Source organism: Serratia sp. KH_031, assembly GCF_057839655.1.
Window position 1 is genome coordinate 4,218,225 of record NZ_CM174496.1, and the last position, 25,060, is coordinate 4,243,284.

The window sequence follows — 25,060 nt, forward strand, 5'->3', positions numbered from 1 at the left end:
TGCCCGTAATCAGGGAAATAACTGTTGACGTCCCGGCCAAAATCTCTAGAATTCGCCCCCGTGGTGCATTACTACAGTAATGTTTCTGGTATGCGAAGGTGGCGGAATTGGTAGACGCGCTAGCTTCAGGTGTTAGTGTCTTTACGGACGTGAGGGTTCGAGTCCCTCTCTTCGCACCAAAAATCACCACGTGTTTTGACTGATTTGTATTGCACAGCATCTGTGCGAAGGTGGCGGAATTGGTAGACGCGCTAGCTTCAGGTGTTAGTGTTCTTACGGACGTGAGGGTTCAAGTCCCTCTCTTCGCACCACGCTGGTGATATAAATCTAAATCAAAACAACAATATCGGATGTGCGAAGGTGGCGGAATTGGTAGACGCGCTAGCTTCAGGTGTTAGTGTTCTTACGGACGTGAGGGTTCGAGTCCCTCTCTTCGCACCACTCGATGTTGATTTCCCTTCTGAGTTAATCTGCTTCAATCCCCTAATAAATATTGCTATCAACACGTTAAAGCGTGATTTTTCTATTTCTAACCCAACGTCAGACCAAAGGTTAAGCCGATCGCCGCAATACCACCGGCTAGCGCCATGCTGGAAGGCAACAACAGATAATGACGCCAACGGCTATTGAACAGCATCACCAGCGTGGCCAACATGGCAATCACCATTAATGTGCGCAATTCCACCATATTCAAATTAACCAGTGCCAACAGCGGCATTAAAGCGCAAGGAAGTAACACCCCCCAAGCGCTGGCCATACGGTTACCAAGACACCAACTGATCCCCCATAGGCCACAGGCGGCAATCATTGCAGCAATCATGGCAACCTCACTCAAGTGATAATGATAACCAATATCATATAATACTTTTTTTCTGCACGCACCATTTTCACCATCATCAGCAAACGCGAATGACAAAACGGTGAAAAAATGATAATTTACTATAAGAAAATTCTTAGTGTTGTTGATAGACAAATTATCACGATAAAAAACCACATCGCAGGTGCGGTATCATGCGCCTAGGAATTTTTTACCTCCCCCGACGGATAGCAAACAAATTATTATAAAGAGTAACTACTGCATGAACGCGCGTTCTTATCAGGAACTATTGACCAGCAAGCATCGTTTATCGTTATTCCTCTTTTTGATGATGAATGCGGCATCCGCCGTGTTTACTTTATTCGCACCATTTAATAAAACCCCACTATTTACCCTACCTTTATTGGCTATTCCATTATTTTGTCTGGCGGCAATGCTATTCGCGCTCAAATACCCCAAAAAATATGTTGAGCAATTGAATATCTTCTCAATTACCCTGGGATTATTGTGGGCTTGCCATATTTACATTAAAAGCTTTTATTTCCAGCAAGATAATCAAAATTTCTTGCTACTCAGCCTGTTTAGTATGTTTTTTATCAGCGCTATTGCACTGACCGATAACTTTGTCGCCTTCTGTTTACATGCAGTACCATCGGCCATCACCATTTTATTACTAGACGATATGAATAATACCACCCGGATATTATTCACAATTCTATTACCTATTATCACCTTCTCTATCCATCATCTGATGCTAAAACGCAGCGAGGCCTTCACCCAAGCTCTGGTCGAGAACTTATATAATGAACGTAACAGACTCAGCGATTTAAGTATGTTGGACCCGTTGACCAGCCTCTATAACCGGCGTGGGCTAGAAAATCAGCTCAATATGTTGTTACCTCCGGCCTCGGGTAAACACTATGTGTTATTACTCGATATCGATCACTTCAAGGCCTATAACGATAACTACGGCCATGCGATGGGTGATAAAGCCTTGGTGCAGGTCGCGGCGGCAATACGTGATGCGGTACGTTCACGCGATATTGTCGTGCGCTATGGGGGAGAAGAGTTCTTGGTATTACTGACCAATATCAGTGAGGAATATGCAGCACGATTAGCTGAGCGGATACGCCAACGGGTGATGGAGTTGGATATACCACATTATTTCAACCAGTTGGAGAACACGACGATCACATTAAGTGCTGGGATTGCAAGGCTGGAGAAACTGGATATTGCCTCGGCGATCCACGCCGCCGACGCCGCGCTTTATCTGGCGAAAAACCGTGGCCGTAACAATATCCAGTTGGCATCTTACGCAGCGTCAATCAACTAAGCAGTGGCTCAATGACGGCGTTGCTTTAAGCCATAAACAAACACCACAGCAAAACACAATAGCGGTAGCAGATAGGAAACAGCAGTGCTGTAACTATCGGCTACTGCTCCCATGAAATACGGCATGATGGCACCGCCAACAATCGCCATAATCATAAACGAGCTGGCGCGCTTAGTGTGTTTCCCCATATTTTTCACCCCAAGGGCAAAAATGGTTGGGAACATAATCGACATAAAGAAGAACACCGCAATCAATGCAACCACCGACACGCCATTGATACTCAGCATCACCACGCCACACAGCACGATATTCACCAACGAATACAACATCAATAACGTGGCCGGTTTGACTCTACCCATCAGCCAAGTGCTAAAGAAACGCCCCACCATAAAGCAAATCATGGCGATAGAGAGTAAATACGACGCGTTTTGGTTGGAGACATCGTTCCAATGTTCGGTGGCATAGTTAATAAAGAATGCCCCCACGCCGACCTGCGCAGCCACATAAAAGAACTGAGTGGTAACGCCACCCACAAAGTGTTTATGCTGCCACAACCCTTGAGCCATCACGCCATCTACTGGCATTTCTTCCTCGCGGATATCCGGTAATTGCGTGCGGCTAAACAAGAATGCGATGCCTAATACCAGTAACGCGATAACCACATACGTTATTTTCACCGCGCCTTGTGCATCGCCCGTCGCACTCGAACCCGCGGAAAAAAATAGAGTGCCGCCAATCATTGGGCCGATAAACTGCCCTAAACCATTAAATGACTGCGAGAGATTCAAACGTCTTTCCGCGCCTTTAGCATCACCGAGTACGGTTGCATAAGGGTTCGCTGCCGTTTCCAAACAGCCCAAACCACAAGCAATAACAAATAATGCAAACAGGAATAAAGCGAAACTATTGGCTGAGGCGGCAGGCACAAATAATAAAGCCCCTAATGCATACAAACATAACCCGACTAATATTCCGGCTTTATAACCTCGCTTATCCATAAAATAACCGGCAGGTAACGCCACTAAGAAATAAGCCCCGAAGTAAGCCGCCTGCAATAAGCCAGACTGCGCTTTAGTAACCTGTAATGTTTCCTGGAAATGTTTATTTAATACATCCAACAGGCCATAGGACAGCCCCCACATAAAGAACAAACTAGTGACTAAAATAAATGCCCAACGTAGATTGGACGTAGCATTGACGCCCGCATGTGCAGGTGAGACCGTTTTATCAACAAGCATAAACCTATCCTCGGTAGAATATTTATTGTTGTGCCAGTGAGAATATTCGCTCCATCTCCACCCATTTTTCGCCTGCTGGCGTCCAGGGAGTGGCGACCTGGTATTGCCACATCAGTTCTTCCCAACGCTGAACGTCGGGGTTTTGCAAACTCTCTTGATTGAAACAGTCAGCATCGAACTCGGCACTGACCTCAACAATCATGAACAACCGAGTGCCTAACCGGTAAATCTCCATATCCAGAATGCCGTGTTCGCGTAAATGCACGGCGATCTCTGGCCAGATCCTTTGATGATGCTGTTGGTATTGCGCGATCAGCTCAGGCGAATCGACCAGATCGAGCGCCTGACAGAAGCGCCGCCCGCCGTTCATGTCAGCGCCCGGTCAAGATGCAGATAACCGCCATCCACCGAAACCCACTGCCCGGTGGTATGCGACGAACGAGGTGACATCAGAAACACCACGGTATTAGCGATCTCTTGCGGCGTGGTCATTCGGTGCCCTAATGGCACGCGTGCCCCAATCTTTTCTAGCTGCTGTTGCGGATGTTCGAAGGTATTGATCCAACGTTGGTATTGCGGCGTCATCACTTCGGCCGGAACAACGGCGTTAACTCGCACCCCGTTATCACGCAACGAAACGGCCCATTCACGCGTTAGCGCCAGCACCGCACCTTTGGCAGCGGTATAGCCACTGGTGCCACCTTGCCCGGTAAGCGCGGTTTTAGAAGCGATATTCGTGATAGTGCCTCGGCTGGCTTTCAGTGCATCTTGGCATAAGTGTGCCATCTGGTAGTAATGCACCAAATTGCGTTCTAGGGAGCCGAGAAACGCTTCGCGACCGGCTTCCAGCCCGACACCATCGTTCACCCCGGCGTTATTGACCAATCCATCGATCGTGCCAAACTTTGTCAGTGTTTGCGCTACCGCTTGCTGACAACTGGCTTCTTCACACAACTCAGTGATAATCACCGTCGTTTTCGGCTGTAAGTGAAGTAATTCCGCCAAAAATTCGTTATCCGGCATCATATTGGTGACGATCACTGGGATCGCCCCTTCTTCCGCCAACGTCTGTGAGATCGCGGCACCAATACCGGAGCCGCCACCCGTGACGATCACCACTTTATCTTTAAGATACAGATCCATACCCTGACTCCGTTAAACCGTAAATCCGGCAGGCCGTCCCGCCCCAAATTGCGGCTTGTTGCGACGGGCTCAATGACGCAATGGCCTGCTCACATAATTGATAAACCTGGCTGTATTCCCCCGCTAGCAGACATACCGGCCAATCGGAACCAAACATCAGTCGCTGCGGACCGAAAACCTCCAGTGCCACCTCGAAAAATGGCAACAATTGTTCCGCTTGCCAGCGTCCGTCCGGCACTTCAGTCATCAATCCAGAGAGTTTGCAAACCACATGAGGCAATGCCGCCAACGGTTTGATTTGCTTTGCCCAAGACTCCGCGCCACGTGCGATATCCGGTTTTCCACAGTGATCGATCACTAACCAATACTCATCATGCCCCGCAGCAAACTGAGCCGCCGCCGCTAAATGACGATGCGTCACCAGAATGTCGTAGGTATAACCGTGCCGTTGCAGCAACTGCATACCGCGACGCACAGTGGATTGCTCCAACCATGCCGACGGGTTTGCTTCGTCCTGCACCAAATGGCGTAAACCACGCAGCAAAGGTTGCTGCTGCCAACGTTCCAGTTTCTCTGCTAACTGCGGCGAGGTAATATCCAACCAACCCACCACGCCGCGCACATCCTCACCATCTTGCGCCAGTGCCAATAACGCCTCCGTTTCCTGCTCACAATGGCGAGCCTGCACAGCGACGGCACCATCGAACCCATGCTGCTGTAATAACGGCTCGAGCTGCTCTGGGGTAAAATCTTGTTTGAGCACCGCCATCTGCGCACTAATCCACGGGTAGTGCTGCGGCAGGTAATGCCAAAAGTGCTGATGAGCATCGATACGTAGCATCGCTGGCTCCTGTCTCAACCACGGAAACGGTATTGTTCGATCGAGGAGGACAGCATTTCGATCGAGTAACCCGGTGCCATTGGCGGCATATAGGCCGCTCCCTCAATTTCACAGGGATAGAGGAAATGCTCGTGCAAGTGATCGACATACTCGATCACCCGTCCTTCATGGGTTCCCGCAATGCACAAATAATCGATCATCGACAGATGCTGCACGTATTCGCACAGGCCAACACCACCCGCATGTGGGCAAACCGGTAGTTGGTACTTCGCCGCCATCAGCATTACCGCCAATACTTCGTTAACCCCGCCAAGCCGACAGGCGTCGATCTGCACCACGTCGATCGCTTCACGCATGATGAATTGTTTGAACATGATGCGGTTTTGGCACATTTCCCCAGTGGCAACCTTGACCGGTTTAACCCCATCGCGGATGCGGCGGTGCCCTTCCACATCATCTGGACTGGTGGGTTCTTCAATAAACCACGGTTTGGCAAATGCCAGATGATTGACCCACGGGATGGCGTCGTTCACTTCCCACACCTGATTGGCGTCGATCATCAAATGGCGCTCTGGACCAATCACTTCCCGCGCGATACGGACACGACGGATATCGTCTTCCAGATCGCGCCCGACTTTTAATTTCAGATAAGAGAAACCGGCGTCCACCGCCTCTTGGCACAGACGACGTAATTTGTCGTCCGGATAACCCAGCCACCCAGCGGAGGTGGTGTAGCAGGGGTAGCCCTTTTGTAATAGATTCTCTATCCGCTGGGCTTTGCCTTCGGCACGTTGGTGTAACAACGCCAACGCCTCCTGCGGTGTGATGCAATCGGTGATGTAACGAAAATCGATGCAGCGCACCAGTTCTTCAGGCGTCATCTCTGCCACCAGCCGCCAGACGGGTTTACCGACCGACTTCCCCCACAAATCCCATACCGCATTCACTACCGCACCAGTTGCCAGGTGGATCGCCCCTTTATCGGGGCCTATCCAGCGCAATTGGCTATCACTGGTAAACTGGCGCCAAAACGCCCCCATATCAGCGGTAATATCTGCCAAACGTAATCCGACAATCTGCGATGCCAACGCACGGATCGCCGCACAGCAGATCTCATTGCCACGGCCGATGGTGAACGTCAGTCCATGACCACTCAGCTCGACGTTATCGGTTTCCAGGATCACATAAGCCGCTGAATAGTCAGGATCTGGGTTCATAGCATCAGAACCATCCAGCTTTTGTGAAGTTGGGAAACGAATATCCTCGACCCGTAATGCGGTGATGGTGGTCATTGCGCGTACCCCACGGTTTTCTGGCGCTGTTCTCCCAACCCCTCAATCCCCAAACGCATGGTTTGCCCAGCACGCAGGTAGACCGGTTGCGGTTTTTGCCCCAATCCCACGCCCGGTGGGGTACCGGTGGAGATCACATCCCCCGGTTGCAAACTCATAAAACGACTCAGATAGCTGATAATGGTGGGGATCTGGAAGATCATGGTGCGGGTGTTCCCGTTCTGATAACGCTTGCCGTCGACCTCCAGCCACAACTGCAAATTGTGTGGATCAGGGATCTCGTCTGCCGTCACCAACCAAGGGCCAATTGGGCCAAAGGTGTCGCAGCCTTTGCCTTTATCCCAAGTGCCGCCACGTTCAAGTTGAAACTCACGTTCGGAGATATCGTTGATCACGCAATAACCAGCGACGTGCTGCATGGCATCTTGCTCGCTGATGTAACGCCCACCCTTGCCAATCACCACACCAAGTTCCACTTCCCAATCGGTTTTTTGCGAATCACGTGGGATCTGTACGTCATCGTTCGGCCCAACGACGGCGCTGGTCCACTTGTTGAACACCACCGGCTCGGCGGGAATATCTGCGCCAGTTTCCGCGGCATGATCGGCGTAATTCAAACCAATGCAGATAAACTTGCCGATATTGCCAACGCAGGCGCCCAAACGCGGTTGACCGCTGACCAATGGCAACTTAGCGAGATCCAATTCACGCAGCTTATTGAGACCTTCCGGCAGCAGCACATCACTAGAAACATCGGTGATATGTGCCGATAGATCACGGAGTTGGCCGTTACTATCCAAAATTCCGGGGCGTTCTTGTCCTACTTCGCCATAACGCAAAAGTTTCATGTGAGTTTCCCTAATGTCGGCAAAAAATCAGTTACTCCAACCACCATCGATGACTTGGATTGTCCCCGTAGTGTAAGAACTGGCATCCGAAGCCAAATACAGCGCCAGTTGAGCGATTTCTTCGGTTTTACCAATGCGGCCAATCGGCTGACGAGCCACAAACGCCTGATACACCTCCTCTTCACTACGCCCCTGTTCCAGCGCCTGCTCGGCGATGCGTTGACGCAATGAAGGGGACTCCACCGTACCTGGGCAAATGGCGTTACAGCGAATACCTTGAGTGACATAATCCGCCGCCACCGAGCGAGTCAGACCGATAACCGCCGCTTTACTGGCGCTGTAAGCGAAACGGTTTGGTACGCCTTTCACGCTAGAAGCCACCGAAGACATATTGATAATCGAACCCTGCTGACGCGCTAACATGCTGGGCAAAAATGCGCGGATCATGTGGAACATCGCCGTCACGTTAAGACTGAGCGCAAACTGCCATTGCTGTTCGGTACATTCCAGAATCGAACCGCTATGCACCACCCCAGCACAGTTAAACAACACATCGATCGGACCAATGGTTTCAGCTGCATGAGCAATAGCGGCGGTGTCGGTCACATCCAGCTGCAATGCCTGAATTCCCGCAATCCCCTGCAACTGCCCAATGTTGATATCCGACGCGATCACTTCCGCTCCAGCACTAGCAAACAGTTTGGCCGTGCTAAAACCGATGCCTTGCCCTGCGGCGGTGATCAGTACGCGCTTCCCGGTTAAATTCATTTTTTCCCCTTAACTTAAAGGTCTAATGGTCAGGCCATTAAAGGCAGTTAAAGGTCAGGCCTTTAACATGACAAAAGACGCTTTACGCGTTATCGTTTGAGTATTAAAACCGCTCAAACAGCATTTTGATTAACTAATTTTTTACACTTGACCAACAATTACTCAAGCAACTTGGTTAATATCTGTGCGCCACGTCACTGAACGCTAATTAGAAAAAGGTCAAAAATGCCGATTACCCGACTAGAAAACCCGCGTATTTACAGGCAGATAGCAGATCAACTAAAAGGCCTGATCGAAAACAACGAATTTCCGCCCGGTAGCCGCCTGCCTTCGGAGCGCGATCTTGCCCAGCAGTTACAGGTCAGCCGAGCTTCGGTCAGAGAAGCCTTGATCGCGCTGGAAGTGATTGGTTTAGTGGATGTCAAAGTCGGTAACGGGGTGATCGTGCGTGCGCAAACTCCGCAATGGGTGTCACAAGAACCGGTGATGGCGCAGGCAGGTCGTAATCAATGGGCAGAAATTGATGATGAGTTAAACATCGAATTGGATTTTAATGCCGAATTGCCGCCGTTTTCTCTACTGCAAACGCGTTTGTTAATCGAACCTGAAACCGCAGCATTAGCCGCTCGTCATGCCACTGACGAAGAACTTGCCGGTATTCGGGCCGCTTACGAACAGAACTGTCGCGATAACCGGGCCGGTTCAGCCACCCATCCCGGCGATCGGTTGTTCCATATCCGCATCGCGCAGGCCAGTGGTAATCCTGCCTATGCATTTATCATTGGTCACCTACTTGGCCATCGCTATGGCAGCATGTTCCGGGTACTGCAACACCACTACACGCCGGACGACATGCCGCTGCGTTCCGAGCAGGAACACCGAGCTATTTTGGAAGCGATCGAAACCCGTGACGTTCGCGGCGCTCGAAAAGCGATGAAAGCACATATGGATGAAGTCATCGCCATATTCACTCGTGCACAATAAGCCGCAATGCAACGGAAAAAGGTGCGAAAAAAGAACCTTTTCCGCATGCAGCAAATCTCTAGGCACATTACACTTATTGTTAAGCCGCCCCCTGCCTTGCGGCATTTTTACATGGATAACGACCGTTGAATAAGACACTCCTAACACTATTGCTGACTTCGGCGTTATGCGCCGTTCCTATGGTCAGCCAGGCCGCGAATCCCCAACTGGCTGCGCAAATTGTCGACCAATATGCCGAGCACATTTTCTACAACAGCGGTGCCACCGGAATGGCACTGGTAGTTATCGATAACAATCAGGTGGTTAACCGTAGTTTTGGCGATACAAAACCTGGCAATGACCAACGCCCTCGCCCAGACTCGCTGATTCGTATCGCCTCCATCACCAAGCTGATGACCAGCGAAGTGATGGTCAAAATGGCGGAAGAAGGCAAGGTCAAACTCACCGATCCGCTGCGAAAATACGCGCAAAAAGGTGATAACGTCCCAAGTTATAATTCTCGTCAGCCCATTACCCTGTTGAATTTGGCGACTCATACTAGTGGTTTACCACGTGAACAACCGGGTAAAAAACCGCCGAAAACACCGGTATTTACTTGGCCGACCAAAGCCCAACGCTGGCAATGGCTGGAACATGCCAATGTCGCGGTGCCGCCGGGTGTACGCGCTTCCTATTCCAACTTGGCTTACGATTTGTTAGCCGATGCTTTATCACGCGCCGCGGGTAAGCCTTATACCGCGCTGCTACGTGAAAAAGTTACGGCACCCTTAGGGATGGTCGACACTACGCTGACCCCAAGTGCGGCGCAGTGTGCACGCCTGATGATCCCAGCAGCCGGGCCAAGCGCTTGTCGCAACACCACCGCAGCCAGCGGCAGCGGTGGCGTTTACTCGACACCGCGCGACATGCAACGCTGGATGCAGCAGTTCCTGTCCTCTAGCGCCGCCATGCGCAAGGCCACCGCCCGTAACGAGCAAACTATGTATTTCCAACGCCACGATCTGGTGGCGTTAAAAGGCATGGACGTACCGGGGCAAGCCGATGCACTGGGTTTGGGCTGGGTTTATATGGCGCCAAAAGATGGCCTGCCGGGAATTATTCAAAAAACCGGCGGCGGCGGTGGATTCATCACCTATATGGCGATGGTGCCGCAGAAAAATATCGGCGTATTCGTAGTCGTCACACGTTCAGAACTGACTAAATTCACCAATATGAGCGATCCAGTGAATAAGTTGGTCGGGGATTTGGTGGCGAATCAGGGTTAAGCAGCAATGGGCGTGGATAAAAACCACGCCCATTTTTTTTTATCCGGCACGTTGCCAAACACTGTTGCGCTCTTCGAATACCAAAGTTTCCATCGAACGTTCAACTTCAGTAGAAGCCAGCAGCCGTAGATAATGCCCAGTTTGGCCATGCTGGCTGATGGATTCGAGATACAGTGCCCGCAGCATCACATCGGCCATACGTGGCAAACTGCTTTGAGCCTTTTCCCAACGAGCTACGGTTTGTACATCAACGCCCAACAGCTCTGCCAATACCTTTTGCGCCATGTTCATTTCCACTCGCAAAAAGCGGATTTCATCTGCCTGCAACGGACGCGCGCACTCCACCAATGTCTTAGCTATCAGACGATGCAAACCTGTAATGTCTTCAAAACTCACAAAGACCTCACCGTTCATCTCCATTTGGTGAAAACCATTGGCTAACCAAATCGTCTTCAAACCACTTTCGATATAGTGATACACCGTTTTTTCCTCACTAATGGACCATCACCGTAACAACAAATGCAGCAGGGTCGTCCTCCAACCTTTTGAGCACCAACACCACTTCAATCACATCGCCAGCCGCAACACCTTGCAGATTCATTTTCCAATCCCCTGCCGGAGTTAAATGCGGTAATTCAGTGAATCGGCTATGACGACTAGCCAATATCGAAATAATTTGTCGTAAAGAAATACGCCGTTCAACCATACGTTGTGATGCATGGCGGCCTAAGAGTATCCTCTCCGAGCGTTCTGTTGCCAGATAAAGCAATAGGTTACGCGCCGAGGTTGGTGTTAAAGGGAATTCGCTGATCATGTTTTGCGGCGTTAAGTCCATTTAATCACCTATCAATTTGATAGGTTCCATTTTGACAGGTGATTAAGGATTGCGCAAGTGAGGAATGATAGTAAAGGACAAAAAGAATTGCGCCCAACATATCACTCCTATCGGTCATCGCGTCCACGCTGGTGGGGTGTCGACATCAAGTCTTAACCAACAAGCTCACCGTGATGTAAGAGGCATTCTCCGCTGTTTGAATATATAATCAGATCAAAGGAATAGTCGGAGAGCGGGAATGAGTATTATCGATTGGATCTTAACGGGCATCGCCGTAGGGCTGCTGGTTGGGGCGTTAATCAAGATCTTTGGTAAGAAGAAAGATCGATAAATTTACGGGGGTCCTGAATTGGGAGCCCCGTCGTTTTTCTCACGGATCATTCGATCCATTGGTAACCTTGTTGCTCGGCTAAATACAGCACCATCCCTTCAGCTAGCGCTCGTTCCAGCCATACTCTCGTCTGCATCTCGGTTAACTGCAAGGAGGCCGCTATGTTGGCTAATGTCTGTGGTAATTGCGTTAACGTGGCAATTTCTTGCAAAAACAGATGATAAAAATCGACAGGCGATTCAGTATCATAAGCAACTTCAGGTTCTGTCAATGCTAGCGAACGGGGTTGGGATGCAGGTTGCGAAAATATATCAGGCTGAGTGCCAATCATTGACGTTTCACCACTGAACAAAGCGGTGATGTCCACTGTTTCAGCCTCTTCAGCACACCAACTTCCACCTTTATTCACCAATTCCTGATTACCTGCTTCATCTGCTGGTGTTGGTTTTACCCACAAAGGAACCCAATGGTGTTTCAGATTTTCTAACGCGCCATTCCAAGTGCCACCACTTAAGCCGGAATGAACCACCAACGCCGTTTCCGCTAGACAATAAACGTATTTATTGCGCGCCATCGCGTTACCCACACTAAAAGCAGCCTCTGGATAGAATGGGGAAAGTAACACCGCTTTGCCTTGTATCAAGCCATCACGCCATTTACTGGACGTCGCGGCTTTCAGCAAACTATCGCTCAGAACACCGATCACTTTGCCCTGCCCGCGCAATGCAGACTGCATTGCCATTTCATCAATGCCTCTGGCACCACCAGATACCACACCATACCCAGCGTCAGCGAATCTCTCCGCCACCTGCATAGTGAAACGTAAATCATCCTCTACCGCGTTGCGTGAACCCACCACAGCGACACCACCAACGTTAAGCAAATCGACATTACCGCAACCGAATAACACTGGCGGCGCATCGTTTTTTAATTTTTGCTTCAATCGCCACGGATATTTGGCATCTGAACGCGTAACCACCCATAGCCCAGCACGCGCCCATTTCTCCATCGCGATCGCCAAGCTGTGACCACGCTGCAACAAGGAAGATAAACGTTCGGTCGTGATCGTCTTATCTTGCCATCGAGTCAGGATCTCTGCCGCCGGTGATGTTAATAAATCAGCCGGCGTCTGTCCTTGAGTTTTTAACCACAACGCAAACCGCCCCCACTCCGAATTACTTAGGGGTTTAGCGGCATCTTTTTCCGGTTTGCTGAAGTGGCAAGTCAGCAATACGGTTGCTTGAGCATTGTGTGATAAATCCATCAATCCTTTACCGATGTTGAGGCGAGAGCAACAGGATAAACTAAACCGCTGCCAGCTTGCTGCAATAATGCCGCGATCACCGTTAATGTCCACCCAGAATCAATAACATCATCCACCAGCAATACATTACCTGCTGGGCAAGGCAGTTCGATGGCGAAGGCTCCATCCAGATTACAGCATTGATGAAAACTATTTTTCTGCTGTTTTTGTGGTTGATTTTGTTTAACTTTCATAACGACTTCACGATAAGGCAGCCCTAGTCGTTGAGCCAAGCGTCGGGCGAAATCAGGGACTAATTCAGGGTGCCGTAGCGAGGGAACGGCACACACCCATTCCAACGGTTCACTCAATCGCCAACGCTCAACGATCATTTCCGCCATCCCTTCGACTAATTGATCTCGGAAGCGGCCACGTAGTTTATCCTCTGCAACCATTTTCCCCCAGCCCGCATCTCCCCAGCGTGAAAGTACTCGGCCTTCTTGCGCAACCAATGCACCCAATAGTCGGGGAAATTTATACTGTACGAAAACCAGAGCCGCCTCTGCCGATGAACGCGCGGTTTGCTTACGCGGAGTGATGGGAATTTCAGCATGCCGCAGGTATAGCACCGCACGATTGACCGTCGTTTCATCGACGTTTTTCCCTATCGCCCATCTTTGTTGGCATTCCGCACAGTGGCCACAATCTTTACTATCGCGGTCGTCCAACGCCTCACGCAGATAACGCATCAAACAGCCTCTATGCGTGAGGTAACGCTGAACCTCTCCCCATTCGCTCTCCCTTTGCTGGGTCAGATGCTCCATACGCTGTCGATCAATTTCGAATGGCACTGCCGTTCTGCGCCAACTTCGTTCGATTTTAATCACCGGGGCAGGGTTCTCCACACCAAGCAATTTCAGCACTTTTCAATCTGCCCCTGACGCAAGTTAGAACGCTGTTCAATTTGGCTCACCGTCAAACCATCATGTTCGACTAATAGTTGGAGAATTTGCTCGATCTGCTCTTTGGACGGGAAGGCTGAACGACGAAAATAGTCATGGATCGCATCATCCTCAGCACCCGTCATCAGTATGCCGAATGCTTTTTCAATCGCTCGCCCGGCGCGTCCAACTTGTTGGTAATAAGCCACGATTGAGCCCGGAGCCTGATAATGGATCACGAATCCCAAATCAGGTTTGTCATAACCCATACCCAACGCCGTGGTCGCTACCAATACCTTGATTTTATTCTGTAATAACAACTGCTCTAAATGCTGACGATAGTTATCGCTATCTACAAATTCAGGATGTTGAATATTGCCGTGATAGGCTTGAGCGCTAATCTCGTTTTGCCTTAACCACTCAGCAACCTGCTCCGCATCGCGCGTAGTCAGCGTATAAACGATACCGGTACCCGGTAATTGAGGGATATATTGCGCTAACCACGCCAGACGAGTCGCCTGATCCGGCAATACCAAATTTTGTAATATCAGACTTTCGCGCTGCAATGATCCGCGCTGGATTTGCAAATCACCCAATTGATTTTGAATATCTTCAACGACGCGATTATTGGCCGTTGCGGTGGTTGCCAATACCGGGGTATTAGGGGGTAAGCGACGCAATATATTAATAATACGTCGATAATCAGGCCGAAAATCGTGCCCCCAATCAGAAATACAGTGCGCTTCGTCGATCACCATCAAACCAATATTATCTGATATTGGCATCAATACCGTTGCGACAAACTCATCATTTGCCAGCCGTTCTGGCGAGATAAGCAAACAGTCAACCTGATCCGCCAAGATTTGCTGAACGATCTGCGGCCAGTGTTCTTGATTGGCAGAATTCATCGTTACCGCATTAAGCCCTAGCCGCGTCGCCGAGGATATTTGGTTACGCATCAATGCTAATAATGGAGAGACGATAATAGTGGGCCCCATACCACGATCGCGAAATATACGGCTACTGATAAAATAAACCGAGCTTTTCCCCCAGCCCGTTCGCTGCACCACCATTAACTTTCTTTGATGATTGACCAATTCATCTATGGCTTCCCACTGCCCTTGGCGAAACCGTGCATTTTCATCCGCCAGAGCCTGCCGCAGTAATTGCTCCGCCTGTGATTGATTCATGACTCCCTCCACGCATAGTCGACGGGCTAAATCATGCTGCCAGCATTGATGAGAAACAAGAGCAAAAAATAAACTATGGGAAGAGAATCAATTTCCAACTGAAAACAGTGCAACTCGTGAAAAATCCTTTCGAGTTGCTCCGCAAATGGAAAATTCAAATCATAAAAAAAGCGCCCGTAGGCGCTTTGAAATATTAATAAAATCTATTAGTTAACTTTAACCGGCATACCAGAGCGTGCACGAATGGCTGCATCAACTTCAGTTTGATTTACTGCTGGGTCCATCAACACTTTACCAACAGCTGGAGAGATATTGATTGGCACTGGCTCTTTAGATTCCAATTCTTCTTCGTTGGCAGACAATGGGTTATGCACTTCTACATAGCGTGAACCGTCTGGTTCGACCGAAGCTTTCACCGGCTCGTTGATAAACTGTACGCGGGTGTTCACGGGTACATTATCAAACAGGTATTTGATGTCGTCGGCACGCAGACGCACACAGCCGTGGCTCACACGCAGACCGATACCGAAGTTAGCGTTGGTACCGTGGATCGCATACAAACGTCCTACGTATAGCGCGTACAGGCCCATCGGGTTATCCGGGCCAGCAGGGAATACCGCAGGCAAGATCTCGCCATCAGCAGCATATTCTTCACGCATCTTGGCAGTTGGCGTCCAAGTTGGTCCATCTTTCTTACGCTGTACGGTCGTTATCCAATCCAGTGGGGTGTCTTTACCCAACTGGCCGATACCGATTGGCAACACCACCACAGTGTTAGAGCCTTTCGGATAGTAGTACAGACGCATTTCAGCACTGTTGATAACGATACCTTCACGCGGCGCGTTTGGCAGAATCAACTGTTGTGGAATAGTCAGTGTGCTACCAGCTTTCGGCAGGAACGGATCGACACCAGGGTTTGCCTCCAGCATGTTGCTCAGGCCCATTTGATACTGAGCGGCAAAGCTTTCTAGTGGCAGTTTACTCTCTTCTGGCACGGTGATTTGAATGTTCTCACCCACCAGGCTGCTATCTTTGGCAGGTAGAGGATATACAACAGCAAAGGCAGCTTGGCTGAACGCAACCAGTGCCGTAAACAGGGTTAATAACGCGCGAATGCTCATTTTCATCTTCGTGTTAGGTGGTCGCCGCACTGGCAATTAAATTTGAGGTATTTGAGACCTGAATGGTCGGTGCGCATTATATGTGCACTTTGCCCCAAGTGCGACTCATAACCAGTCCGATATCGCACTTTTTTGTAACTTCGTACCTTATGAAGAAGAATTTGTGTGAAAAACCGCTTAATTCATCGCATTTGTCTGAATTCTTGCGTCAACTGGCTAATCCCTACAGGGGTAAGGAGTTACGGTAACACGCACCTAACGGGCAACATCACTGCACAGAAAGAACGAGATAACTCAGAAAACTCTCCCCTTTCGTTTCAATAATGATTATTATTCTCAAATAAAAAATTCCGCACGCTAAGACGTAGCCGGAAATATTCTGCTTTTAATTCAATGTTGAGCCTGTTTTGGCTGCACGGCACTGGCCCTGCGGCAACATGACTTTTTTGACTATATGGAGATGTTATGAACGCTGTGATGACCACAGGTCGCCGGTTTAGCGGGCGCGCTGCTTTCCCTCTGATGCTACTGACTACCCTGCTGTTTTCCAATACGCTGAGCGCTGCCGAACCAGAAGTCTTACGTCAGCCCGTCGGCAAAGGCGCTTATGAGATGGCGTATAGCCAAGGTGAAAACGCGCTGTATCTGGCAACTTCGCAGAGCCGTAAGTTGGATAAAGGTGGTGTCGTCTATCGCTTAGATCCACAAACGCTGGCGATCACTCAAGTGATCCACAACGATCTCAAACCATTTGGTGCAGCTATCAATACCAAGACCGATACGCTGTACTTCGGCAACACCGTTAATAGTTCAGTCACCGCCATCGATGCCAAAACCGGTGAGGTGAAAAAACGCCTGAAGTTGGACGATCGTCAACGCTCAGAAACGGTTAAACCTTTGGCTCCGCGTGAACTGGTCGCCGACTCCACCACCGATACCCTGTACATGACTGGTCTGGGCGAGTCCAGTGTGGTTTGGGTCGTTGATGGTAAGGATCTGACCTTACGCACCACCATTACCGATACCGGTAAATACGGCACCGGTCTGGCGCTGGATGCCGCTGCTAGCCGTTTATATGTGACGAATGCCGAAGGCGAATGGGTCACTATCGATACCAAGACCAACAAAGTTATCAGCCGTAAAAAGCTGGATGAAAGCAAAGAGCATTTCTTCCTGAATATCAGCTTGGATACTGCAACTCATCGCGCCTTTATCACTGATTCCAAGCAAGCACAGGTTCTGGTGGTCGATACTCGCACTGGCAACATCCTGCACAAGATCGATGTACCTGAATCCTTAGCGGTGCTGTTCAACCCTGCGCGTAACGAAGTCTACGTGACCCATCGTAAAGCCGGTGAAGTCAGCGCTCTCGATGCCAAGAGCTACAAAGTGCTGCAAACCATCAAAACGCCAACGCATCCCAATAGCCTGGCACTGTCACCCGATGGACAGACACTGTACGTTAGCGTGAAACAAGCTTCTAGCCGTGAAAAAGAAGCCACCGCTCCAGATGATGTGATCAAAATTTCGTTTAAATAACAAATTGTTAGTTAGAAAGTAACAGTAAGAAATTGAAGTTGTATCAAGCGGTACCTGATGCAACTTCAATTATGTCGAAATAGTAATTTAAACAGTAAAATTAACATGTTTGCCGCCCGGCAATTCAACATCTAATCGCAACGTCCCGCCCATTGCTTCCACATAGCGTTTTAATGTCGAAATCTTCAGTTCGTTACCACGTTGCTCAATTGCCACAACAGAAGGCTGGGAAATACCGAGATTACGAGCGAGCTCCTGTTGAGAAATATTAAGCGACTCACGTAGTTCATAGAGACACGATTCTAATAACATACCTTCAGCCATTTCTTGAATACGCTTTTGACTTTCAGGAGAGCGCGAGGCGAGTAAGTCTTTTAAAGTCCCCATGGATTACTCCTTAACATTACGAACCAGATGTTGGGTGAACTGTGCGTCAGCTATAGGTAACATAACCTTGTAAAATCGTTTCTCGAGGCCACTTTTATCTGCAGCACATAGCACGACGGCCTGACGCAGCGGATCAAAGGCAAAGAAAGCTCTGATCGGTCGCCCTTGATGTTGAATCCTAAGCTCTTTCATATTCGGATGCAGCGAACCTTTAAGTTGATCGACAAACGGCCTTGATAGATTCGGTCCACTCCGTTCAAGCATCACCATTGCTGCCAAGACCTTGTCTTGCGTAGATTCGTCCTGCTCCGCAAACCATTGGTCAAACAGCTCCGTTGTCATTACAGCCCACATAACAGTTCCTTATATAGACCGTAATCTATAACCCAAGTTATAGATCGCAACCTATAATGTCAAATGATTTAAACCATAGAGAAATGACTTCCCTCAGTAAAAAGTGGTCGCGGGATTAAGTTATGGATCTAATGAATATTACTGGTGGTGAAAATAGAATTACCGGTATCTTTCTATAAATAGAATAATTACATGGAGTTATATTAAATATTAGGTATGCCATGATTAATAGAGAATGATGTGTTTTTTAGAATGCTCCTCGCATAATTAATTTCTCCATCCAAAACGTGACATCTAAAAACAAAAAAACGCCCGATAAGTTTTATCGGGCGTTAACAGACTAAAAAACGTCAACCTATAACGAATATCATTACTGACCTTACTGATTACAAATCAGTAAGGTTAATGACGTCTTCTTTATGCTCAAACGGTTGTGATAACGAGGTATTTGCCACGCCATCAGTGGTTACTGGAGCACTCCATTGATCTGCCGTCAATTGATAGGATTCTTGCGTCGGCTCACTCACATCACTACGCGCAGGTAGTATTTCACCCCCATCCTGCAACAGAGTGTCAATATCCAACATACGGCTCGACACGGGAGCATTAACGTTCAGGATAAAGGTGTTACTCGTCTCCGTTGCTGTTTTCGCCGTAATCATATTCACACCGTTGTTGAGTGCATTTTCCAGTTCTACCTCCCAACGACCACTAGCATCCGCCACTGCCGATCCTAAGAATCGATTCTGAGCATCGAACAGGCTCACTTGCTCACCTGCCAGCGCAGATCCTGAAAACGTTGGGCGATTGTCATCAGTCGGTAGCATTTGGCCGCTGGTGTACTCACGAACAACGCCCACGTTGTCATACACCGTCGGATCAATGGTCAAAGGTTGAGGAATATGGGTATCGACCGTAATGCTGATCGTCTCAGTCACCTCGTTGCCCGAACGCGCGTAAATGGTATTCACACCCTCATGCAGATCCTGCGTGATTTCCATTTGCCATTTACCAGAAGTAAAGGTCACGGTCTTACCTAACAGACGCCCATCTTGATCATAGAGTTCAACAATCTGTAGCGGCGCCGCATTACCAGAAAGTCGCGGACGTGTATCATCAGTTGTTCCTTCACCAGCGGTGAACATGCCGGTTTTACCCACATTATCGAAATATTCGTTATCGATGGTGAGAGCCGGGGCAACAAACGCTTTATAGGTTATTTCAAACGACTCACTGACCTGTGTTGCTGTTTTAGCGACAACAGTATTGCTACCTTCACGCAGATCTTGGGTCAGTTGTAAGAACCAAGCACCGCTACTATTTGCCTGAGTACTACCTAATGACCGTCCTGTTTGATCGTATAAAGTCACGATCTCATTGGCTCCCGCAGTACCACTGAATTGTGGGCGACTGTCGTCCGTCTCTTGGCCACTGTAGACATAGCTGTTGCCACCCACGTTATCCAATGCCCAGTTAGCAAGTGTGACCGGGACTGTAGGCGAAATCGTCTCCAGAATAAGGTTAAAACTACCACTCTCTTGTCCCGCCGTTTTGGCGATCACGGTATTGTTGCCTTCTTGCAGATCTTGCGTCAGCTCCAGTCTCCAACTGCCATTGCTATTCGCGCGAGTACTGCCCAGTGCACGACCGTTTTGATCATATAACGTCACCAGCTCATTCGCGCCTGCGGTGCCGCTGAACTGTGGACGACTGTCATCGGTGGTTTGTCCTTTAAGGATATAACTATTACCGTTGACGTTATCCAGCGCCCAGCTATCAATAGTTACAGGCACTGGCGTGGCCGTCTGCAAGGTCACACTGAAACCATCACTCTGCTGGCTGGCAGTTTTGGCGATGACGGTATTGCTGCCTTCTTGCAGCTCCTGCGTCAGTTCCAGCTTCCAGCTTCCCATGCTATTCGCACGGGTGCTGCCCAGTGCACGACCATTTTGGTCATACAACGTCACCCACTCATTCGCACCAGCACGACCGTCAAAAGTAGGACGGCTATCATCCGTTTTCCCGCCTTTCTGGAAGTAGCTGTTACCACCCACGTTATCCAGTGCCCATGAGTTAATCGTCACAGGTACGGACGCAGCCGTTTGTAGGCTCATGCTAAAGCCATCACTCTGCTGGCTGGCAGTTTTGGCGATGATGGTGTTGCTGCCTTCTTGCAGCTCCTGCGTCAGTTCCAGCTTCCAGTTTCCCGTGCTATCCGCACGGGTGCTGCCCAGTGCACGACCATTTTGGTCATACAACGTCACCCACTCATTCGCACCAGCCCGACCGTCGAAAGTAGGACGGTTATCATCCGTTCTCCCGCCTTTTTGGAAGTAGCTACTACCGCCCACGTTATCCAGCGCCCATGAGTTAATCGTCACAGGTACGGACGCAGCCGTTTGTAGGCTCATGCTAAAGCCATCACTCTGCTGGCTGGCAGTTTTGGCGATGACGGTATTGCTGCCTTCTTGCAGCTCCTGCGTCAGTTCCAGCTTCCAGTTTCCCGTGCTATCCGCGCGCGTGCTGCCCAGTGCACGACCATTTTGGTCATACAACGCCACCCACTCATTCGCACCAGCACGACCTTCAAAGGTAGGACGGCTATCATCCGTTTTCCCGCCTTTCTGGAAGTAGCTGTTACCACCCACGTTATCCAGCGCCCAATTATCAATAGTGACGGGTACACTAGGGATCACGTTACCGCTTTCAGAACCTGCAACCGTAATTTTCCAACCGGCGGTTTCGGCAGTTTGTCCCGCAGATGAAACGGTAAAGCTATGCTCACCTTGTGTTAGTGGCTGCTCAAATGTGTAGTTAGCATAACCACTCTCATCAACCGCTATATCAGCAATATGCTTACCATTATCGAAAAGGCTCACGGTCGTATTAGGGGTGGCACTCAACACAATAGTTGGCGTACTGTCTTGCGTGATCGTTCCTTTACTTATTCCCGGTGGAATTTGCGGTGCATCACCATTCACGTCGGAATAGATCGCATCAATCGTTAATCGCGGTGCTGCATTAGCATTCACTGAATAGTTGAAAGCAGGAGAGGTATTCCCTTGTTGTTCCACACGCAGCGAGACATCGCCAGAAAATAGCTGTTCTGTCGATGGCTGATAGTGCCAAAGACCTTGCGCATCGGCCTGGAGCGTGGCTAATAGCGTATTGCCGTTATACAACGAAACAGGCAAGCCTGGCTTAGCTGTGCCATGAATTTCTGGCATGCTTTGGTCGCTTACTGAGCCAGGAATAACGTACTTATCCTCATTGCTCCATTTGAGATAACCGATCGCTAATGTTGTCATTGTTTGCTGCATTTGACGTTCCCTTAAGTGTTGCCGTAAAGCTGCATTATTCTTATGGCGATCACATAGCAATACAGCCCTTGTCTTGTAATTAAGGGAACACCGACAGACTGAGATTATCCTTGATGTAATAGATCTTGATAAAGCGCCGTCAGCACACCGTTCGGTACAAATTGTTGCTTGATCCACTGAGTCACTTGACCGCTAGCCGCGTGCTGGGTAGCAAGTAACATACGCGAGTCTTGGCGCGGATTATGGATCTGCCTTGTCACCAACAGGCCATTGATTTTCGCTTCTTTCACCATGTAGTCCGGCAAAAATCCAATACCTTCGCCAAGGATCTGGCATTGATATTTAGTGGTGAAATCAGGCACCAACACCGCTTCCTGCCCATGTAACAGCCAACCGACTTTTTTATTGATGGTTAGCGCCGTGTCTTCCACCATGATATTGGGATAAAGGCGCAGTTGGCTTTCAGGGATCGGTTCTTGAACTAACGCCAGTGGGTGATCAGGGGCAATCGCGAATTCCCAACGAATCGCACCCATTTCGGTGTAATCGATGCCGCCGCCGTCAAGTAAGGTGTCCGGCGCACCAATCGCAATATTGGCCTGATTACTGATAATTGAGTCCCAAACCCCGTTATAAACCTCGGTGGTGATAATGATCTGGCAGGTGGGGAACTTTTTTTTCAGGATTTGCAGCAATCTCGCGGTATGGTGCGGCGTGTGGAGCAGATGGTTAATGCAGATACGCACCTTAACCTCAATGCCTTGTGCAATGGTATCAATACTCCGTTTGATGGTGTGAAAATCATTCAACAATTCCATCGCCTTGCGGTAAAAGTAGTCGCCCGACTCCGTCAGTTCAACGTTACGGGTATTGCGTATAAACAGCACCACATCAAGATAAGTTTCGATGCGTTTAATGGTGTAGCTAATCGCCGATGTGGTCACGCCTAACTCTTCTGCCGCCTTGCTAAAACTGCCATAGCGCGCCGCGCAGGTGAACGCCAGTAAGTTCTCTTCGGTAAAGACTGAATTCATTGCCCATTCCCCAGTAACCAAAAGCCGCGCTAAGTCGCAGAATTTCTCGATTATCAAATATTATTCAATAATTATCCTCTGTGCGATGAGTGAATTTCAAACGGATGTTATTCACTCTGGACTGTTGTTACTCTCCGGTAATTGAATAATTTCGGAGGCGCGGGATATGTCCCAACCACTATTGATTGCTGAATACCTTGCTGCTGCCGAGCAGGGGCGATTAGAAACACTTAAAAACTGCCTCGAAAAAGGCGTCAATATCGATGCCACTAACCGCCAAGGTAGCACTGCGATTACGCTCGCCAGCCTACATAAAAAGTACGACTGTGTGGAGTATCTCATTGCGGCTGGCGCAGACATTAATAAACAGGATCAAACCTGTTTTAACCCGTTTTTATTAAGTTGCTTGAATAACGATCTCCGATTGCTCCACCTAATTTTACCGGCAAATCCAGACCTCAACTGCCTGACACGGTTTGGCGGCGTTGGCATTACTCCTGCCAGCGAAAAAGGCCACGTAGAAATCGTGCGCGAATTACTGACTCGCACCGAAATTAACGTTAATCACACCAACTTTCTGGGCTGGACACCATTACTGGAAGCCATTGTGTTGGGCGATGGCGGCGTGAAACAGCAAGAAATCATCAAGTTACTGTTGGAACACGGTACCAACCCACACATGACGGACAAATATGGCAAAAGCCCGCTGGAACTGGCGTGCGAGAAGAATTACCCAGAAATCGCCAAGTTGCTGATCGGTGCCGGAGCCTAATAATTTTTTAGCTTTATTAATGCCTGACAGCAGGCATTTTACCAAGCAGGAGATCCCCATGAATCACCAGGAAAGAAGCCGTCGTGAATTTTTGAGTGGTAGTAGCAAAGTCGCCGCCGCCTGTGCATTGTTTGGTGCAACTGGCTCAATGGCGCAAGCTGCCAACTCAACGACGAGCGTTTGTGAATCTAATAATCAAAAAAATACCATCAAAGACCAACATTACTATCTGGATAACGTGCTGCTCGAAGCTGGTTTCCACTACGAAAATGAAAAGATTGTTGGCACACGCACCGAACTGAAAACGCTGGAAATCAACGATGGCAAGATCGTCGCACTGCGGGACAACAAACAGCATCCGGATGCAACGCTGAGCCATTACGATGCTGGCGGAAAATTGCTGCTACCAGAAATGCGTGACATGCATATCCACCTCGATAAAACTTTTTATGGTGGCCCGTGGCATGTGATCGCTCGCCCACCAGGCACCACCATCAAGGATATGATCGCGCTAGAACAAAAATTGCTGCCCGAACTGCAACCGGTAACGCAAGAACGCGCGGAAAAACTGATCGATCTGATCCAGTCCAAAGGTTCGGTGGTTGCCCGCAGCCACTGCAACGTCGATCCAGTTTCTGGCCTGAAAAACCTGGAAAATCTAATGGCGGTGTTGGAACGTCGGAAAGGTGATTTCAGTTGTGAGATCGTCGCTTTCCCACAACATGGGTTGCTGCTGTCCAAATCCGAGCCCCTGATGCGTGAAGCGATGCAAGCTGGAGCACATTACGTCGGTGGACTCGATCCTACCAACGTAGACGGCGCGATGGAGAAATCGCTCGATACCATGTTCCAAATTGCCATCGACTACAACAAAGGCGTGGACATCCACCTGCACGAAACCAGTCCAGCTGGTGTGGCTGCAATCAATTATATGATTGAAACTGCAGAGAAAACACCGGAACTCAAAGGCAAATTGACCATCAGCCACGCCTTCGCGCTGGCAACGCTCAATGACCAACAGGTGGCAGAAGCCGCAACTCGCATGGCAGCGCAGCAAATCTCTATTGCCTCCACCGTACCGATCGGCACATTGCATATGCCATTGCCGCAGCTACAGGAAAAAGGCGTGTTCATCATGACCGGCACCGACAGCGTGATCGACCATTGGTCGCCTTACGGCCTCGGCGATATGCTGGAAAAAGCCAATCTCTACGCCCAGCTCTATACCCGCCCGAGCGAGTTCAACATCTCACGCTCGCTGGCAATTGCCACCGGCAACAAATTGCCGCTGAACGATAAAGGCGAGCAGGTATGGCCAAAACCACAGGATGAAGCAAGTTTTGTACTGGTCGATGCCTCTTGCTCAGCGGAAGCGGTGGCGAGGATCTCTCCAAGACAAGCGACGTTCTATCAAGGGAAGTTAGTGTGGGGAACGGTGGGGTGACGCGGTTCAGTGGGGGATTT

The 25,060-nt window shown here is 49.4% G+C and carries 22 protein-coding genes, 3 tRNA genes and 1 pseudogene; 9 read left to right on the plus strand and 17 right to left on the minus strand.

Annotated elements, in window-relative coordinates; genetic code table 11:
- Positions 1 to 92 precede the first annotated feature (92 nt).
- From AC3ISQ_RS18970 to AC3ISQ_RS18980, 3 genes are all read left to right on the plus strand, one after another.
- Positions 93 to 179 (plus strand) — tRNA-Leu (locus AC3ISQ_RS18970).
- 45 nt (positions 180 to 224) lie between these two features.
- A tRNA-Leu gene (locus AC3ISQ_RS18975) sits at positions 225 to 311 on the plus strand.
- A gap of 43 nt (positions 312 to 354) precedes the next feature.
- Positions 355 to 441 (plus strand) — tRNA-Leu (locus AC3ISQ_RS18980).
- 88 nt (positions 442 to 529) lie between these two features.
- On the opposite strand, the gene AC3ISQ_RS18985 is transcribed toward AC3ISQ_RS18980, so the two are convergent.
- On the minus strand, positions 530 to 820 hold the full coding sequence (locus tag AC3ISQ_RS18985; protein ID WP_489349019.1) for a DUF1435 domain-containing protein: 291 nt from the start codon (positions 818 to 820) through the stop codon (positions 530 to 532).
- A 259-nt stretch (positions 821 to 1,079) separates the two neighbouring features.
- Between AC3ISQ_RS18985 and AC3ISQ_RS18990 the strand changes: the two genes are divergently transcribed.
- Complete coding sequence (locus AC3ISQ_RS18990; protein ID WP_489349021.1) at positions 1,080 to 2,150, plus strand: GGDEF domain-containing protein; 1,071 nt, start codon at positions 1,080 to 1,082, stop codon at positions 2,148 to 2,150.
- Between the two features lie 8 nt (positions 2,151 to 2,158).
- Here the strand turns inward: AC3ISQ_RS18990 and fucP are convergent, their stop codons facing one another.
- From fucP to AC3ISQ_RS19025, 7 genes are read right to left on the minus strand one after another with little or no spacing between them, the layout of a single operon-like run.
- Entirely contained in the window at positions 2,159 to 3,388 is a 1,230-nt protein-coding gene (gene fucP / locus AC3ISQ_RS18995; RefSeq protein WP_489349022.1) for an L-fucose:H+ symporter permease, read from the minus strand.
- A gap of 22 nt (positions 3,389 to 3,410) precedes the next feature.
- Complete coding sequence (locus AC3ISQ_RS19000; protein WP_489349023.1) at positions 3,411 to 3,758, minus strand: L-rhamnose mutarotase; 348 nt, start codon at positions 3,756 to 3,758, stop codon at positions 3,411 to 3,413.
- Positions 3,755 to 4,531, minus strand: coding sequence for an L-fucose dehydrogenase (locus AC3ISQ_RS19005; RefSeq protein WP_489349025.1), 777 nt, complete (start codon positions 4,529 to 4,531; stop codon positions 3,755 to 3,757). Before AC3ISQ_RS19005 ends, AC3ISQ_RS19000 begins: the two co-directional genes overlap by 4 nt.
- Positions 4,515 to 5,372, minus strand: coding sequence for an amidohydrolase family protein (locus tag AC3ISQ_RS19010; protein ID WP_489349026.1), 858 nt, complete (start codon positions 5,370 to 5,372; stop codon positions 4,515 to 4,517). The genes AC3ISQ_RS19005 and AC3ISQ_RS19010 overlap by 17 nt, the downstream gene beginning before the upstream one ends.
- Positions 5,373 to 5,386: 14 nt before the next feature.
- Positions 5,387 to 6,664: an L-fuconate dehydratase gene (locus AC3ISQ_RS19015; protein ID WP_489349028.1), complete on the minus strand. Its 1,278-nt coding sequence runs from the start codon at positions 6,662 to 6,664 to the stop codon at positions 5,387 to 5,389.
- Positions 6,661 to 7,512, minus strand: coding sequence for a fumarylacetoacetate hydrolase family protein (locus AC3ISQ_RS19020; RefSeq protein ID WP_489349029.1), 852 nt, complete (start codon positions 7,510 to 7,512; stop codon positions 6,661 to 6,663). The genes AC3ISQ_RS19015 and AC3ISQ_RS19020 overlap by 4 nt, the downstream gene beginning before the upstream one ends.
- 27 nt (positions 7,513 to 7,539) lie before the next feature.
- Positions 7,540 to 8,280: an SDR family oxidoreductase gene (locus AC3ISQ_RS19025; RefSeq protein ID WP_489349031.1), complete on the minus strand. Its 741-nt coding sequence runs from the start codon at positions 8,278 to 8,280 to the stop codon at positions 7,540 to 7,542.
- A gap of 225 nt (positions 8,281 to 8,505) precedes the next feature.
- Between AC3ISQ_RS19025 and AC3ISQ_RS19030 the strand changes: the two genes are divergently transcribed.
- Both AC3ISQ_RS19030 and ampH read left to right on the plus strand, forming a co-directional pair.
- On the plus strand, positions 8,506 to 9,264 hold the full coding sequence (locus AC3ISQ_RS19030; RefSeq protein WP_489349033.1) for a FadR/GntR family transcriptional regulator: 759 nt from the start codon (positions 8,506 to 8,508) through the stop codon (positions 9,262 to 9,264).
- Between the two features lie 179 nt (positions 9,265 to 9,443).
- Entirely contained in the window at positions 9,444 to 10,529 is a 1,086-nt protein-coding gene (ampH, locus tag AC3ISQ_RS19035) for a D-alanyl-D-alanine-carboxypeptidase/endopeptidase AmpH (protein WP_489353381.1), read from the plus strand.
- 39 nt (positions 10,530 to 10,568) lie between these two features.
- On the opposite strand, the gene AC3ISQ_RS19040 is transcribed toward ampH, so the two are convergent.
- From AC3ISQ_RS19040 to AC3ISQ_RS19060, 5 genes and pseudogenes are all read right to left on the minus strand, one after another.
- Complete coding sequence (locus tag AC3ISQ_RS19040; RefSeq protein ID WP_489349035.1) at positions 10,569 to 11,009, minus strand: helix-turn-helix domain-containing protein; 441 nt, start codon at positions 11,007 to 11,009, stop codon at positions 10,569 to 10,571.
- A gap of 13 nt (positions 11,010 to 11,022) precedes the next feature.
- The gene (locus AC3ISQ_RS19045) at positions 11,023 to 11,364 is read right to left on the minus strand and encodes a DUF4258 domain-containing protein (protein WP_489349036.1); all 342 of its coding nucleotides are present in this window, start codon (positions 11,362 to 11,364) and stop codon (positions 11,023 to 11,025) included.
- 377 nt (positions 11,365 to 11,741) lie between these two features.
- Complete coding sequence (locus tag AC3ISQ_RS19050; protein WP_489349038.1) at positions 11,742 to 12,959, minus strand: DNA-processing protein DprA; 1,218 nt, start codon at positions 12,957 to 12,959, stop codon at positions 11,742 to 11,744.
- A pseudogene (locus AC3ISQ_RS19055) lies at positions 12,959 to 15,069 on the minus strand (RecQ family ATP-dependent DNA helicase). Before AC3ISQ_RS19055 ends, AC3ISQ_RS19050 begins: the two are co-directional and overlap by 1 nt.
- Before the next feature lie 206 nt (positions 15,070 to 15,275).
- Complete coding sequence (locus AC3ISQ_RS19060; RefSeq protein WP_489349040.1) at positions 15,276 to 16,196, minus strand: L,D-transpeptidase family protein; 921 nt, start codon at positions 16,194 to 16,196, stop codon at positions 15,276 to 15,278.
- Positions 16,197 to 16,712: 516 nt separating this feature from the next.
- Between AC3ISQ_RS19060 and yncE the strand changes: the two genes are divergently transcribed.
- On the plus strand, positions 16,713 to 17,729 hold the full coding sequence (gene yncE, locus AC3ISQ_RS19065; RefSeq protein WP_489353383.1) for a 7-bladed beta-propeller protein YncE: 1,017 nt from the start codon (positions 16,713 to 16,715) through the stop codon (positions 17,727 to 17,729).
- Between the two features lie 87 nt (positions 17,730 to 17,816).
- On the opposite strand, the gene AC3ISQ_RS19070 is transcribed toward yncE, so the two are convergent.
- From AC3ISQ_RS19070 to AC3ISQ_RS19085, 4 genes are all read right to left on the minus strand, one after another.
- On the minus strand, positions 17,817 to 18,116 hold the full coding sequence (locus AC3ISQ_RS19070) for a helix-turn-helix domain-containing protein (RefSeq protein ID WP_489349042.1): 300 nt from the start codon (positions 18,114 to 18,116) through the stop codon (positions 17,817 to 17,819).
- A gap of 3 nt (positions 18,117 to 18,119) precedes the next feature.
- Positions 18,120 to 18,470, minus strand: coding sequence for a type II toxin-antitoxin system RelE/ParE family toxin (locus tag AC3ISQ_RS19075; RefSeq protein WP_489349043.1), 351 nt, complete (start codon positions 18,468 to 18,470; stop codon positions 18,120 to 18,122).
- Positions 18,471 to 18,856: 386 nt separating this feature from the next.
- Positions 18,857 to 21,790, minus strand: coding sequence for an Ig-like domain-containing protein (locus AC3ISQ_RS19080; protein ID WP_489349044.1), 2,934 nt, complete (start codon positions 21,788 to 21,790; stop codon positions 18,857 to 18,859).
- 104 nt (positions 21,791 to 21,894) lie between these two features.
- A complete protein-coding gene (locus tag AC3ISQ_RS19085; protein ID WP_489349046.1) occupies positions 21,895 to 22,824 on the minus strand; it encodes a LysR substrate-binding domain-containing protein in 930 nt (309 codons plus the stop codon).
- A 166-nt stretch (positions 22,825 to 22,990) separates the two neighbouring features.
- On the opposite strand from AC3ISQ_RS19085, the gene AC3ISQ_RS19090 reads away from it, so the two are divergent.
- Positions 22,991 to 23,596 carry an ankyrin repeat domain-containing protein gene (locus AC3ISQ_RS19090; protein WP_489349048.1) on the plus strand — a complete coding sequence of 202 codons (606 nt, stop codon included), beginning with the start codon at positions 22,991 to 22,993 and terminating at the stop codon, positions 23,594 to 23,596.
- Between the two features lie 58 nt (positions 23,597 to 23,654).
- On the plus strand, positions 23,655 to 25,040 hold the full coding sequence (locus tag AC3ISQ_RS19095; RefSeq protein WP_489349049.1) for an amidohydrolase family protein: 1,386 nt from the start codon (positions 23,655 to 23,657) through the stop codon (positions 25,038 to 25,040).
- Positions 25,041 to 25,060: the final 20 nt, after the last annotated feature.